The organism is Bartonella sp. AA81SXKL, assembly GCF_042196945.1.
Taxonomy (GTDB): Bacteria; Pseudomonadota; Alphaproteobacteria; order Rhizobiales; family Rhizobiaceae; genus Bartonella.
Window position 1 is genome coordinate 1 of sequence record NZ_JBHIRH010000015.1, and the last position, 15,058, is coordinate 15,058.

15 protein-coding genes and 2 pseudogenes are annotated in these 15,058 nt (G+C 36.7%); 12 read left to right on the forward strand and 5 right to left on the reverse strand.

All coding sequences use genetic code 11. The features are described from left to right. Positions 1-154 precede the first annotated feature (154 nt). Together ACFINZ_RS07280 and ACFINZ_RS07285 are read left to right on the forward strand one after the other, a co-directional pair. Complete coding sequence (locus ACFINZ_RS07280; protein WP_375701280.1) at positions 155-436, forward strand: type II toxin-antitoxin system RelE/ParE family toxin; 282 nt, start codon at positions 155-157, stop codon at positions 434-436. 16 nt (positions 437-452) lie between these two features. Beyond that, positions 453-746, forward strand: a complete 294-nt coding sequence (locus ACFINZ_RS07285) for a HigA family addiction module antitoxin (RefSeq protein ID WP_375640137.1) — start codon at positions 453-455, stop codon at positions 744-746. 150 nt (positions 747-896) lie between these two features. Here ACFINZ_RS07285 and ACFINZ_RS07290 read toward each other — a convergent pair whose 3' ends face one another. The 4 genes and pseudogenes from ACFINZ_RS07290 to ACFINZ_RS07305 form a co-directional block, all read right to left on the reverse strand. After that, positions 897-1,460, reverse strand: coding sequence for a hypothetical protein (locus tag ACFINZ_RS07290; protein ID WP_375701281.1), 564 nt, complete (start codon positions 1,458-1,460; stop codon positions 897-899). A 208-nt stretch (positions 1,461-1,668) separates the two neighbouring features. Next, on the reverse strand, positions 1,669-2,298 hold the full coding sequence (locus tag ACFINZ_RS07295; protein ID WP_375635026.1) for a hypothetical protein: 630 nt from the start codon (positions 2,296-2,298) through the stop codon (positions 1,669-1,671). A 488-nt stretch (positions 2,299-2,786) separates the two neighbouring features. Then, positions 2,787-2,966: a hypothetical protein gene (locus ACFINZ_RS07300; protein WP_375634962.1), complete on the reverse strand. Its 180-nt coding sequence runs from the start codon at positions 2,964-2,966 to the stop codon at positions 2,787-2,789. A 188-nt stretch (positions 2,967-3,154) separates the two neighbouring features. Next, positions 3,155-3,615, reverse strand: a pseudogene (locus ACFINZ_RS07305) (crossover junction endodeoxyribonuclease RuvC); the annotation flags it as partial. 454 nt (positions 3,616-4,069) lie between these two features. Between ACFINZ_RS07305 and ACFINZ_RS07310 the strand changes: the two are divergent. From ACFINZ_RS07310 to ACFINZ_RS07355, 10 genes and pseudogenes are all read left to right on the forward strand, one after another. After that, positions 4,070-4,720 (forward strand): helix-turn-helix transcriptional regulator, encoded by a 651-nt coding sequence (locus ACFINZ_RS07310; protein ID WP_375701282.1) that lies wholly within the window; start codon positions 4,070-4,072, stop codon positions 4,718-4,720. A gap of 131 nt (positions 4,721-4,851) precedes the next feature. Next, on the forward strand, positions 4,852-5,013 hold the full coding sequence (locus ACFINZ_RS07315) for a hypothetical protein (RefSeq protein WP_375633260.1): 162 nt from the start codon (positions 4,852-4,854) through the stop codon (positions 5,011-5,013). A gap of 85 nt (positions 5,014-5,098) precedes the next feature. Beyond that, entirely contained in the window at positions 5,099-5,224 is a 126-nt protein-coding gene (locus ACFINZ_RS07320) for a hypothetical protein (protein WP_375618719.1), read from the forward strand. A gap of 180 nt (positions 5,225-5,404) precedes the next feature. After that, positions 5,405-6,112, forward strand: a complete 708-nt coding sequence (locus ACFINZ_RS07325; protein WP_404978070.1) for a phage antirepressor KilAC domain-containing protein — start codon at positions 5,405-5,407, stop codon at positions 6,110-6,112. Positions 6,113-6,953: 841 nt separating this feature from the next. After that, positions 6,954-7,735 (forward strand): annotated as a pseudogene (locus tag ACFINZ_RS07330) (ERF family protein). Between the two features lies 1 nt (position 7,736). Further along, positions 7,737-8,360, forward strand: a complete 624-nt coding sequence (locus ACFINZ_RS07335) for a lambda exonuclease family protein (RefSeq protein ID WP_375701283.1) — start codon at positions 7,737-7,739, stop codon at positions 8,358-8,360. A gap of 119 nt (positions 8,361-8,479) precedes the next feature. Further along, on the forward strand, positions 8,480-8,698 hold the full coding sequence (locus ACFINZ_RS07340) for a hypothetical protein (protein ID WP_375618906.1): 219 nt from the start codon (positions 8,480-8,482) through the stop codon (positions 8,696-8,698). Positions 8,699-8,704: 6 nt separating this feature from the next. Further along, positions 8,705-9,742 carry a tyrosine-type recombinase/integrase gene (locus tag ACFINZ_RS07345; protein ID WP_375635011.1) on the forward strand — a complete coding sequence of 346 codons (1,038 nt, stop codon included), beginning with the start codon at positions 8,705-8,707 and terminating at the stop codon, positions 9,740-9,742. A gap of 889 nt (positions 9,743-10,631) precedes the next feature. Continuing rightward, positions 10,632-11,846 (forward strand): NADP-dependent isocitrate dehydrogenase, encoded by a 1,215-nt coding sequence (locus ACFINZ_RS07350; RefSeq protein ID WP_375634463.1) that lies wholly within the window; start codon positions 10,632-10,634, stop codon positions 11,844-11,846. A gap of 123 nt (positions 11,847-11,969) precedes the next feature. After that, positions 11,970-13,397, forward strand: a complete 1,428-nt coding sequence (locus ACFINZ_RS07355; protein ID WP_375697285.1) for an MFS transporter — start codon at positions 11,970-11,972, stop codon at positions 13,395-13,397. A gap of 41 nt (positions 13,398-13,438) precedes the next feature. Here the strand turns inward: ACFINZ_RS07355 and ACFINZ_RS07360 are convergent, their stop codons facing one another. Then, a complete protein-coding gene (locus tag ACFINZ_RS07360; protein ID WP_375634461.1) occupies positions 13,439-14,638 on the reverse strand; it encodes an MFS transporter in 1,200 nt (399 codons plus the stop codon). Between the last annotated feature and the right edge of the window lie 420 nt (positions 14,639-15,058).

The following is a 15,058-nucleotide window of genomic DNA, read 5'->3' on the forward strand; positions in this document are numbered from 1 at the left end:
AAAAAATCTTAGCATAATTTGCATATTTATGCAATTATTTCAAAAGGATATTGTTGTTTTTTAACATATAAAATTATGCTTTAAGGCGCCCTTTGATAAATAATCAATTGACATAAATGCATGGTGTATAGTATCAAGTATCAAGAAGGTATATATGGCAATCGTTAGTTTTAAGCATAAAGGATTGAAATTATTCTTTGAACGAGGAGTCTGCAAAGGCATACAACCCGCGCATACTAAAAAATTAGCAAACATTTTAGTAATTTTAGATACAATATCCGCGCCTGAACAAGTTACTCTTAAATCGTATCGTCTACATGCGCTTACGGGCGATTTAAAAGGTTACTGGTCAATGCGTGTCAATGCAAATTGGCGTGTTACCTTTCGTTTCATTGGGACAGACGTTGAACTGGTTGATTATCAAGATTACCATTGAGTTTTGAGGTGTTATTATGATGTACAATCCTCCACACCCTGGCGGCATTTTGAAAGAAGAATTGCTTGATGAATTAGGGTTAACAGTAACAGAAGCTGCAAATCGTCTTGGTGTTGCACGTTTAACTTTATCCCGCGTCTTAAACTGTCATGCAGCGATTAGCATTAATTTAGCTTTACGGTTAGAAAAAGCGGGTTTAAATGATGCGGAATTCTGGCTTAAATTGCAACAAAAGTATGATTTGTGGCAAGCTCGGCATAACAGCCCAATCCCACATATTTCACCTCTAGAGCAAGTAGGGCATCTTTAAAAATACTTAGTCCATCTTTCTTCACACCTAGAGGTCATGTTCTTTAAAATCAAGCAACCCACGATAGTTTTTTATGCTCTTGTTGATTGCATCTATGAACGTTGAGAAGAGACAACGTAATCTGAACAGTTTTATAAAATCGGAATTTTACTATGGCTTTTTAACTGAGCACTGTAGTGTGTAAATAGATATGTTTATTAAATTGCGTGTACGTAACATAAGAAACAATACACAAACTAAAAAAGAATACCAAAGAGCAATATCTGAGTACCAAAGTACAGTATCCAATGGAAAAGAAAGCTTATACTCCACGTACTTAGAAATGAAAGATAAAGAAACCGTTTCTTTATAACTACTTGGGAAAATTAAAACGACAAGTGCTAAACTTATTAGCTTTAAAAGTCTGTGCATATACTGTTGTAAATCACGTGTTAGTTTCACCCAACCTGTTGTATTGCCGCGTTTGTATTTTGGATTGTTCTGCAACTCAAAAGGAATATGAGAATTGCATAAAATTGCAAAAACCGCTGTGACTATTACCAAAGAAACAGATGCAAATGTCAAAATACTTTGAATAAAGTAGGGATTTTTTTTAATTCCTAAAAAACCTCTGCTCCGGTCCCCCCAAGGAACATAACCAACAGCTGTTGCAACAAACTCTTTTTGCATTGGTTGTTTACGCTTTTTTAAGAACAGGTCTTTTAATATTCTCATGTTTTTAGTCCATAATTTTACCAATTGGTCTATTTACCTCAAATCAGACCGTACAGAGCGTTTTGTGTTTTTAATTGTAGTAAAAAAACTTCAAATCTCTTTGTACGGTGCCTTTTTGTCGGTTTAAACACATATCTAATCCCAAAATGATCAGCGCTTTTCACTAGTTTACTAACCTGCAATGTATTTCACTGTTCCCCAAGACCATTTAAATTCCTTCAAGCTTTTGCTTTTCAACCAACGTGAGTGGTTTTGAATTCTCTCTCATTGCCTTTTCTTTCAGCCTTTTTTCACGGGTGTTCAAAACAGCCTTGCGTACACTTTCGGCTTTTGAAAGAAGGGTGTTTTCTACTGTCTGGTAATAAGTTAAAAGCTCTCCACAAGTTGGCATAAATGTTTTTGATATCCCAATTGCTTGACCCGTTACGATATTTTCGACGCCCTTTTTCATAGCATATGACGAAATGCGGTCCAGCATCATGCCATAGGATAAAACGACGGCTTTGGCGTCTGTATTCGCAGGAACTCTCATGCTTGAGAGTAGGAAAGAAGTTTGCTCAATTTGATTAACTGAAGCTTTCACAGAAAGCAACGCTTGTAGATGATTCAAGCATCTAAGGTTTGCGCCTCCTCCTGTTTCGTCAATGTATTCCCAGCTTTCAGCGTCAATGGATGCCCCGGACTGATCATTTCCATAATCTTCTCCAGATGAGAGATGATCTCTGAGTTCGTTGAAGCCCTCTGCAAACTGTTCTGTAAAAGTTTTATGAGTGAATTTTCCATAATGACCACCTAACCGTTTTTCCTGTTCTAATCTTGCTTTTTTCTTTTCTAGCATTCCGATAGGACTTGTGACCCAATTGTACCAAGTCCTTTACCAATCCCGTTTGTTTGCATTTTTATTTGGATTTGCTATCCAGTAATTTGTGAACCGTTCGAACTCTAACAGCGCCTCATCATGGGTTAAGCCTTTATCGATTGCGTATTGCAAATTAGGTTCAAAATCCTCAGGTAAGCGAAAATCATCTTTTGATTTAGTCCGCTTCGCTTTTTGGGGAACGTTCTTTTGCTTGTGATTGGGAGGTTGGTTTTCTACATCCGTTGTGATTTGCTCTGGTTGGCTTCCGCAAGCATAAATCTCTATTGACTCATGAACCTGTTCGTTTGTTTCTAAATTTTCAGAACAAATTTCTTTTTTGCTAATACGATAGTATTAGTTTTTTATTATAACTGTTATTGTTTATGTTATATATGGGCATCATTAAGCATTGCTTTAGCATCGTTAAGCATACCACAAGCATCATTTGTATGTTTATCCCATCTTGCCTACGCTGCTTTCTTTGCTCTCTCTGATAACGTCTTTGACCGTGACGTCTTCGATACCTTCTCTAAACTCTCATTAGAGTTATTGAGTTCTTCTTCAACTTTTAAACTCCATAAACACCCATCATCTAAACGTTTGATATGACCTGTGCTTATTAAAACTTCTAACGCTTTCATAAACATTTTTACTGAACAGCCAGTGTAATCAGCCCGGACCTTCATATTATTAAAAGTGGTTTTCCAGTATAAAGCATTTGCAAGCGTAACTTTATGTAAACTTTGCACTCAAAGGGAGATAAACAAGCAAGATCAAGAATCCATTTATCTGCAAATAGCCTCCGTCCACGGTAATTTATTGGACATGTATACCCCCCTTCTTTCATTAAATATAAAATTGCTAAAGCATCTGCTTCGTTGTCGTCTTTAGGCGTATGTCCTTTTGCACACACCGCCTTAATCATTTTTTCTTTTGAGGCGTTACCTTTTCCTGTTGTTGCCTTCTTAATTGTGCCAACAGGAATGCCTTCATATGGTATCTGATGATGTTCACACCACGCTGTTAAGGTTGCTAGAAAGCCCCCGTAAATATGAGAAGCGTCTGTACCTACATGCCGGCGTACCTCTTCAAAATACACTGCGTCAATTTCATCAACGGACCTTTTTAGTTCAGTAAGCCACCGTTTAAAGCGTAAATAACGCATACCACCGCCTTCAAAACGGCGTGATTGAAAATCTTCTGTATCGCTTGTTATGTGACCATCAGCACCACGATCGCCCAGCCTGTCTTGGTCCCTAGATCAAGACATAAAATAGTTGGTGCGTTAGTGATCATAATCCCCCCTTAAGGCACTACGTATTTATGCGTGCGCATGGTGACGCGTAATCTATTAATTTTGTCTCTTTATTTAATGCCTGTTTAAGAATGTGAATGATGCTGTTGATGTTCATTACTATCTGTAGAAGCAGCAATAAAAGCAGATTGTAAGATAATTTAGAATCACATGATTGCGTCCTATAAAAAAACGAGAAAAAGTCTTCTGCCTTAATCGGTGCTCCAATTCTTTTAGCTTCATTCAAAAGAATTTGGATATGTTTTGTTGGAATTCTTCCACCAGTTCCACCTTTTGATATAGGACGGAACCAGGCATACACGCGTGTTCTATGAACCCCAAGCAGCTGAGATACTACCCTACGAACCCCACCTAACAGATTTATTATTTCCGAAGATTGTTTCATAGTACATTATGTAGCGATTATAAAAACAATGTTAAGAAAGAAAATTAATAATGAAACCACATGTTGCTAAATTAGAAAATGACGATTGTATACAACGTACCTACAATAAAGATATGACAATAAGTATCTCACAATGGTTGCAAAATGCCTTATCTGAAGCTGGATTAAGCCAATCAGAGCTTTCAAGACAGCTAACCGCTTCTTTAGGTCGCTCGATAGATCGTGCTGCCGTCAATAAAATGCTAAAAGAAACAAGAGATATTTCTGCTCGAGAATTATTAGAAATATCAAAGCTTACCGGTGCTTCTATTCCTCCTAATCACTTAGTTCCTTTGATTGGATCTGTAGGAGTCGGAGGAGAAATAATCGCAATAGATTCTGGTTGTCTAGAAGAAGTAGAAGCCCCGCCATCTGCTCCTAAAGGAACTGTTGCTGTTCGCGTGGTAGGTGATTCTATGTTTCCAGCCATTGAAGAAGGAAGCCTTCTTTTTTATTCCTATCATTTGCCACCAGAGGATCTTATTAACAACCGCGCTATCATAAAAACTAAATGTGGAAAAGTTTACATCAAAGTATTACGTCTCAGGAAAGAAAAAGGGAAATGGGTTTTATCCAGTATAAATGGAAAATATGCTGATATCGTAGATGTAGAATTAGAATGGTGTGCACCTATCGACTGGATTAAACCAGCCAGAATATGAATTAATATTTTTATACTTCTCTTCAAGAAAGCCTTTAGTTTATTACTTTTAAAAAAATTTTTAAAATCGCTACATTGGTATCCATAAACCACGCACAAACAATCGCCAAGAGGTGTTAGGGAGGGGAAATTATGGATAAGCAAATTCTTATAAATTCTGATAAAATTTTATTAGTTGTCTATAATGATGATCAAAACATTGGTCGGTCAGGACCACTTGATGAAAGCCAAGTTCTAAAAATTATTGACGAGGCAAATAATGAAATCCAAATCTTTCGCATCAATCCTTCTTAAAAGAGCTGCGAAGATATATCTGAAGATATCGCAGAATTTTATCTTAGAGAACGTGAAGAACAGTGTTTTAACGGAAACATACCTCATGACGTTATTTTACACATCACAGCATACGTTTTTTTTAGACGATATAAAACAGCATGAATATGACGATGCAATGTATGATTCTTACGAACAACAACACCGTTTGCATCCTTGTGATGTGCTTTAAATTCTGAAGGGCGCATTTAAAAGCGCCCCCCTTTCATTCATCAATCCCATCAACATGAGGTTCGTAATGGAAAAGCCTATTGCTATCCAGCACAATACAATCAAACACGAAACCGTTCAAACGGTCAACGCACGTGAGTTACATGAATTTTTGGAAATAGGGAAAGATTTCTCTACTTGAATTAAGGATCGTATTCATCAATATGAATTTGAAGAGGAAAGTGATTTTATAAAAACACAAGATTTGCGGTCCACAAAATTGGGGAGCGCAAAATCTAGAGCTGTTACAGCCATAGACTATCACCTCACATTAGACATGGCAAAAGAGCTTGCCATGGTAGAGCGTAATAAAAAAGGTAAACAAGCCCGTCAATATTTTATTGAATGTGAACGGCGTGCAAAGAAACCTTTAGACCTTGCAAACGCTTTAGAAGACCCTCTCTTTGTGAAAAAAACTGCTTTTAGAAAGTGTCACACAATTAGAGATTTTAAAAGTGAAGTGAGTATCCTTAAACCCAAAGCAGCTGCTCTTGAAAGTTTGCAACGTCACAACGGACTCTTCGGTCTTACAGAAGCCGCTAAAATACTCGAGATACAACCAAAACAATTCATTTTCTTCTTACAGCAAAAAGGGTGGTTTTACAGACGAGCAGCAGGTGGAAATTTGCTACCGTATCAAGACAAAATCCAAAAGCAACTTATGGATTGTCCGACCATCACACTTCAAACCGCAAATGGAATAGAAAAAGTTGTACCAGCAGCAGAAGGCATTGGTTTGCTGTTTCAAGAGCTTATAAAGACAAAGCATGCATTAAGAGCAAAAATCATGGAAAAGAAATACGAAATGACTGATGAAACAATAGAGTTTGCTGGAAAAACTCTTCACTGAATTAAAGCCTTAAGAGATTTTGATGCTGTTAAAGCAGGAGACCTAGGCGGCTTTATACAAAAAGAAGACAACCTCAGTCATGATGGTAATTGCTGGGTAGGTGATGATGCAAAAGTTTATGGTTATGCCAAGGTTTTTGGTGATGCTTATATTGATAACATTTCTGGTATTTATGAAAATGCATGTGTTTTTGGTAGTGAATCTGTTACCAGAGAAACTAATATTTTTGGCAATGCGCAGATTTTTGGACATATTCGTGTTTTTGTCAATGCACAAATCTACGAAAATGCACAGGTTTCTAGTGTTGCATTTATTAGTAGAAAAGCTAAAATTTATGACAGTCCATTGATTTCCATCAGAGCAAAAGTTGGAGGAAATGCCAAAATCTATGGTTATGCATTTATTCAGGGAACGCAGAGATCATCAATGATGAAATCATCACAAAGGGCGAGAGGCAATAAACCATGGAAAAAAATACGAATTTACTGATGAAATAGACATTCTCTATCGTCGCCCAGTTCGTTGCATGCGTGCACTGAGAGACTTTGGAAACGCTTGTGTTGAATCCAATGCACATATTTTCGATAATACGCAAGTTTACGGAATAGCCGAAATTCACGGCAATGCAATATTTGTGAAAAAGCTCATATTGGTGGTGATGCTGTTGTATGTGGTAACACATGTATTTCAAGCAACACATATATTAGTTATAATAGAAAAGCCGAGAACATATCCCTAGGAAAAGACAGAGCGTATAAGCCCTTTCTAACAGCCAAACCAGCCTTTTAAAACATGCGTGATTCACGCCACACGTGAATTGCGCGTAATGGAGGAAATCAAAATGAGTGAACAAAACACTAACCTAATAGAAATTGAAGAAACACATCATTTAGCCGTCGAACAAACTGCTATGGAATGTATTTTAAATAAAGCCTTAGAAAGTGACGTCAGTATTGACCGCTTAAAGCGTCTTCTTGATTTAAGAGAAAAAGAAATAGAACGACAAGAGCGCCAAAACTTTGTCCGTGATCTTTCGGCTATGCAAACAAAATATCAAAATATTGAAAAAACTCTACAATCACCCATACAAACAGCAAATACGCTATGCTTGATCAGTACATTGATGCTGTAAAGGACGGGTTTGCAAAATACAACTATATTAAACATTAAACAGAAAAAAACGTTACCATAGAAATAATTCTGTCTCATCCTTCAGGAAATCAAATCTCAACAGAAGGAACATTTCCAATTGACAGTACAGGCTCTAAAAATAACATACAATCAGTTAGTTCTACACTTACCTACGCACGGAGATACCTGTTAGGCATGCTTCTTAATGTAGCAAGTAAAGAAGACGATACAGATGGTCAACCGCAAATCAAAGAAGGCGATACAAATAATCAAAAAGTTTCCTCTAAACAGATAAAGCAAATCGAAGAATTAATTAAAGAAACAGGGACAAATGAAAGTAGTCTTCTTTATTTTGCAGAAGCAGAAAAACTAACAGATATGTCTTGTAAAAAAGCAGAATTGGTTTTGGGGCATTTGGAAAGAAGAAAAAATATTCAAAAAGAAAAAGCTCTACAATCGCTCCCATCACAAGAGCAACAAACAGCGGTGTGAGATGGAACAAAGAACAGCAGAATGGTTCCAAGCGCGCTTGGGTAAAGTCACCGCATCAAATATTTACAGCGTACTCAGTAAGACAGCAAAAGGATTGCCTACGAGCAAATATGAAGACTACAAAATTAAACTCATAACAGAGCGCTTAACAGGCGAAACAAGCCCTTATTATGAAACTGAAGATATGAGATGGGGTATTGAACATGAAGAAGATGCCTTGAGAGAATATGGCTTCATTTATGATGCCAATATAACAAAGTGCGGCTTTATCCAACACCCCACAATAGAAATGGCGGGGGCTAGCCCCGATGGTCTCATTGGAGAAGACGGTTTAATCGAAGTCAAATGCCCGAGATCAGTAACACATATGCGCTTTTGTATAGGTGACGAAATCAAACCAGAATATCACGCACAAATGCAATTCCAAATGGCTTGTACAGGACGAAAATGGTGTGATTTCGTAAGCTATGACCCACGTTTTACGGGGGAATTCTTTCACTTACGCATGAAAGTCAAGCGTGTTCTCCGTGATGATCAACAAATTGAACAGATCAATCAAGCTGTTGAAACCTTTTTAGCAGAGATAGAACGAGAGATACAACAACTCTCAACAAAAGCTGCTTAACCTTATGGGGGTGTTTTGTTCCCCGCATATCTACGAGCACCCCCACCCTTCCTAACACTTTCAAGTAATGCGTGATTCACGCCACACGTGAATTGCATCTCAATGTAAGGAGAAAAGATATGGCACCTCGTAAAGCTATCATAACGCAAGCAGACATTGCACGAGCTTTAAGAGAAGCAAAAAAGCAAAAATGCGAACTCATAGAAATCAAACCTACCGGTGAACTGCTTATCTATCTTAAAGCAGATATTCCAATACCAAATTCAGTTAGCCACCCAGACAAACTTTTAGATTTGTCAAAGAATGAATATTACGAAACCGCACTCTCTAAGATGTAAAATACCATGCCTAAACCACGTCCTCCTCATCTTGTCAAAGAAGTCACACGTCATGGTAAAATTATATGGTATGTACGTATTGGTCATGGACCACGTATTAGAATACGCGGCACCTATGGAACGCAAGAGTTTGTTGATAACTACAAAAGCGCACTTGCCGAGTTACAAGGGCTTATACTTCCTAAATCAAAAACTGGTAAGCTAGTCGAAGGTTCATTCGCATGGCTCCTTAAACAGTATTTTAACAGCTCCAATTGGCATAGCCTTTCTAAAGTCACCCAAAAACAAAAAGAACTCATTCTTATGAAGGTATGTGATACCATAGGAAACATTCCATACCAAGCAATTGAAAAGAAACATATCATAGCCGGTGTTGAACGGCGTAAAGAAACACCAGCAATGGCTAGAAATTTTCTGAAAGCCCTTAATGGACTTTTTAATTGGGCGATTGATCAAGGTCTTTTGGAAAATAATCCAGCTTTAGGAATAAAAAGACCCCCCCTCAAAAACAAAGAGGGATTTCCTGTTTGGACAGAAGAAGATGTCGAAAAATATTATCAAATATGGCATCATGGTACCCATGAACGTGTCTGGATTGATGTTCTTTTATATACGGGCTTGCGTCGTGGTGATGCGGTACGCATTGGCTGGAAAGATGTCAAAGACAATATTATTCATCTCAAAACAGAGAAAAGTAAATTCCAAACAGATGTTTTTCTTCCCATTTTACCGGAATTAGCTAAAACGCTTGAAACTGGTCCTATTGGAGAAGAAACATTTATCTGTAGTAAAGTGAATCAAAAATTCACCAAAGAAAGCTTTGGGAATGGATTTAGAGACGCTTGTAATGCGGCTGGAATTAAAAAATCGGCGCATGGATTAAGAAAATTAGCCGCAACACGTGCAGCTAATTCTGGAGCAACAGTATCACAATTGAAAGCAATTTTTGGCTGGACAGAAGATCAGATGGCATCCCTTTATACAAAGAGTGCAGATCGTAAAAGACTAGCTCTTGAAGCTATAAAAAAGCTCCAAAAAAGTTAGGGGCAGAGACAAAAAAACGTAATAGAATCAAAATTCATTAATTCCCTTATATTCTATATAATTCTTTGATTTTATTTACTCTATACCCGCCCCTTGGGCGTACCATAATTCTTTTTTCTATGTGTAATACATTCATTTTATTCGTATTCTTAAAAATGAGGAATGCATAAATAAAAACGAGGGAATAAGATTTTTAAAGGGATCTCTTCGTAAAAAAGATACAAGAATCATTAGATAATTGATTTCTTTGTTGCATTTCGAAGATAGTGTTTTACTGCGCAAAGTTAATAACAATAAAAATCGATAAAATATAAAAATTAGAAGGTTCTAGCTCGTGATCCGGTGAGTTTATAAGCCATATTCTTGCGTATACCGTTAATTTTTAAATTAAAACCAGCCACATCATTTATACGTTTCTTCCAACCTTCAAAACTAAAATTCACTCCAAAACACATCTTATATGAAGCATTTTTAATTACGGTGCCTTTTCACATTAAACTTTTCTATAAACAAACAGACCGTAATCTTAGAATTGAAATGCGATATAAAAATAGATTCTTATTCACCTAACACAACAAATCAAGAAACTATAATTTAGAATACAATCAACTTATTAAATGGAAACTCTGATAATAAAAATGCATAATCCTTGACCCCCAGTGATCTAACTACCTTATCTATTAAACAGATTCTTCATCAATCATAGAATAATTATAGATTTGCAAACACATCACTTCTTTTCAAAAATTAAACCCTCCAACAAAATTTACACTCTATTGATCATAGATTCTAAAAGATCATATTTGAGTGCTTTTTTCCCTTATTTTTACTTTTCATTATAAACTTGAAAGTGCTATAAAGTAGTATCGCTTAAAAAAAAGGACTTCTAATGGCAAAGATCAAAGTAGAAAACCCCGTTGTTGAACTTGATGGGGATGAGATGACCCGTATCATCTGGAAATATATCAAAGATAAATTAATCCATCCCTATCTCAACATTGATCTCAAATATTATGATCTTTCCGTCGAAAATCGTGATGCAACCAATGATCAGGTCACTATCGATTCTGCCAATGCTATCAAAAAATATGGGGTTGGTATAAAATGTGCAACCATCACACCTGATGAGGCACGCGTTAAAGAATTTAACCTAAAAAAAATGTGGAAATCACCTAATGGCACAATCCGCAATATTTTAGGAGGAGTCATTTTTCGCGAACCCATTATCTGTAAAAATGTCCCTCGCCTTGTTCCTAACTGGACAAAGCCAATTATTATTGGACGTCACGCTTTTGGTGATCAGTACAAGGCAACAGATTTTAAATTTCCAGGAAAAGGGAAATTAAGTATTAAATTTGTAGGTGATGACAATCAAGTTATTGAACATGATGTTTTTGATGCCCCAAGCGCAGGGGTTGCTATGGCTATGTATAACCTTGATGAGTCAATTCGTGATTTTGCTCAAGCATCCTTTAATTATGGACTACAAAGGAATGTTCCAGTTTATCTTTCAACAAAAAATACCATTCTAAAAACTTACGATGGTCGTTTTAAAGATATCTTTCAAGAAATATTTGATACGGAATTTAAAACTGAATTTGAAAATCGTAAATTATATTACGAACACCGCCTCATTGATGATATGGTTGCTTCTGCAATTAAATGGTCAGGAGGCTATGTATGGGCATGTAAAAACTATGATGGTGATGTTCAATCTGATATTGTTGCCCAAGGCTTTGGTTCTCTCGGTCTCATGACTTCTGTTCTTATGACACCAGATGGTAAAATTGTTGAAGCAGAGGCAGCACACGGCACCGTAACACGCCATTACCGTCAGCATCAAAGAGGCGAAGAAACATCAACAAATTCTATTGCATCTATTTTCGCATGGACGCGTGGACTGGCACACCGTGCTAAACTAGATAACAATGAGAAATTAAAAAGCTTTTCCGCGACATTGGAAGAAGTTTGTATTAAAACCGTCGAAGAGGGTTTTATGACTAAAGATCTCGCACTTTTGATTGGGCCTAAACAGAAATGGCTTTCTACAACAGGTTTCCTCGAAAAAATTGATGAGAATCTCAAAAAAGCAATGGGCAATTAAGTTATTACTTAAATTAAAATTCAAAGCTCTAAACAGAGCTTTGAATTTCTCTTGGCAAATTCAAAGAAGTACCTTATAAGTAAAAATAGGGTAAATTTTTATTAAATTAAATAGCAAAAAACAGTGAAAAAACAAAGCTGGTCTGCGCTTTTATTAGGTAAAAATGGTCTTTGCTTTTTAACGTTTACAGGTGGTGTTGTATTACACGCCACCAACGTTTATATTGTTATTACTATTTTACCCTCCCTTATGAATCATATTGGCAGTGAGATATATTATTCTTGGGTAGCGACTGTCTTTATTACAGCTTCACTCCTTGGTACTTCACTTGCAACAAAAATATTAGGAAAATTAGGTCCTCGCAACGCTTATGTTATCTCTGGACTTATCTTTACCCTAGGCACTTTCCTCTGCAGCATTTCTTCGTCTATGTCATTATTTTTAATAGGACGCTTTATTCAAGGATTGGGAAGTGGTTCTTTGTTATCTCTATCCTATTCCATAGTACGTATTATTTTCAGCCCCTCTTTATGGTCACACGCATTAAGTGTTATCTCTGGAATGTGGGGAATATCAACCTTGTTAGGACCAGCTATCGGTGGCATTTCTGTACATTATGGCGTATGGAGAGCATCATTTTGGGTTATCGGCATATTAGCGATAATCTTCTTGCTCATAGCTCTTAGAGTTTTACCTAAAAAGAATGAAAACTATGTTCCAACATCCCCCCTCCCTCTTCTCCAACTTTTCATACTCACCTTATTGATTTTTATCATTTCTGTTGGAGGAGCTATGGACACAACAATGGCAAAAATTTGCGGATTAGTTATCGGACTTAGTCTTCTCTTTGTTCTAGCAAAAATCGAATCATATAGCTTTCATCCTATGTTGCCGCGCAAATCCTTTTCTTTCTCTTCTGAAATTTTTCCCGTTTACGCATTAATACTCGTGATGACAACAGTCGTGTACAGTATAGAACTTTATTTACCACTTTTTCTTCAAGAGCTTCATGGACAAGCTCCCCTTATAGCCGGTTATATAGCAGCACTTATGAGCCTAGGGTGGACATGTGGAGCCCTCTCAAGTGCTGCTGTCTCCACAAAAAAAATTCGCAACATCATTATATACTCGCCCCTATTTAAACTGTTAGGCATAGCGATTCTTTTATGGCTCATCCCAACAGAAGTTTCCACACTCGAATATATTTTTATTATTTGCTTAGCACTATTTTCTATTGGAATCAGTGCGGGCATAGCATGGCCACATTTGCTCACACGGATCTTGCAATGTACAAATGATGAAGATGCTCTACGTGCCAGTGAATCCCTTACCTCCGTACAACTATTTTCAGCTGCATTGAGTGCAACTCTAGCCGGAGTGATAACCAATCTTGCCGGTCTCTTTAATCCTGGAGGAACAATAGGAATGATCTTAGCAGCAAAAACTCTTCTTATAGTGCTCATTGGTTTTTTATTGTGTTTTGCTATTCCATTAGCGCTGCGCATTTCTTACTGCATATTAAAAAATCCAACAGGACATTCCAATAATTAAATAAACATAAAAATACCTTCTTCATTAAAAAAATGAAAGTATTAAGCATGCTTTTCCATATACCATGAGACGCAAAAAATCACTAATCCACACAAAGTTAGAACACTTCCTAAAATAGCTGTATATTCATAACTATAGCCCAATTTTAAAACTAATGCTCCAGATTCTGCACCAAGAGCATTAGCAATATTAAAAGCAGACTGCATTAATGCTCCTGCCAAAATCTGTCCCTGTAGTGCAACATCCATAATTTTTGTTTGTATAGAAGGCATAGCAGCAAAAGAAGTTCCAACAAAAAAGCATCCTATTGCCGCTGTTAACGGAGCATAAGATAAAAAGAAAAAAAGAAAAAAAACAAATACGCTCCAAAGCATAGAAAAAAATATCATCGGCGAAATACCAATTTTAACGGCCAATTTAGGCCCCAAGAGATTTCCTACCACCATACCCAATCCAACTAACGGCATGATAAATGGTACCAACTCAAGTGAAACACCAGAAATATGCATTAACGTTGGCTTGATATAAGTGAAAACAGAAAATAATCCTGACGCTCCCACCGAAACCATCAACAAAAGAAGCCACACCTGCTTTTGCTTTAATGCACCCATTTCGTGCAAAGGATTCGTTTTTGGAAAACTTAAATCACAAGGTAAAAAATTCCAAATAAGCAAACAACATAATAAAGCAATCATACCCACAAGGACAAAAGCAATCTGCCAACCAATAAGTTGACCAATCCAAGTAGCACTGGGTGCTCCCAAAACGGTTGCAATTGTTAAGCCAAGCATAACATATCCAACAGCTTTAGAACGTTCTTTCATTTCTACCATTGAAGAGGCAACCATAGCCGCAAGTCCAAAATAGATTCCATGGGGAAGTCCACTGAGAAAGCGTAATACTACTAATATGCTAAAATCAGAAACAAAGGCACTAGCAATATTTGCTAAAGCATAAAAAAGCATCAATCCTATCAAAACAGTTTTGCGTGATACCTGAGCTGTTGCCACAGCTAAAAGAGGTGCTCCAATCACAACTCCTAATGCATAAGCAGAAATATATTGACCAGCGGTAGGAATATCAACATATGAACTTCGTGCTATCTCTGGCAGTAGCCCCATTGCAACAAACTCTGCAGTACCAATAGCAAAACTCCCCACGGCAAGAGCTAAAATTATTAAACGCCGTATTCTCGAATCAATTTCCAATGCAAGAACCTTTTGTTTATAAGAATCCCTCATATCATCACTTCTGGATAGGAGTTTTAACTGTAGATATCTGTAATACACACAAACAAAAATTCAAAACATTGTTATACGCATGCCCAATAGTCCCCAATGAAGTTTTAGAAATATTTTGATATATAAAGCATTTTATGAAGCTTTAGGTAAGATTCTTTAATGGAAAATCTTTGAAACCCTCAAGGTTATAAACGTATTCACCTATTTTTATCAGATCTGCCAAATAATAAACTTTGTCTCCTATTTTCAGCAGTTCCAATTTTACAGTGAAACCTTTTTTTGCAACTATATACTATACCCTATAAATAATTCTAAAATTTGTCGAATAATGCACTTCAAACAAGTGAACCACATCTCATTATTATCTTGATATAAGGATTAAACTTCTCCAAAACTTATTGTTTCTTTGTTTTTGCTACC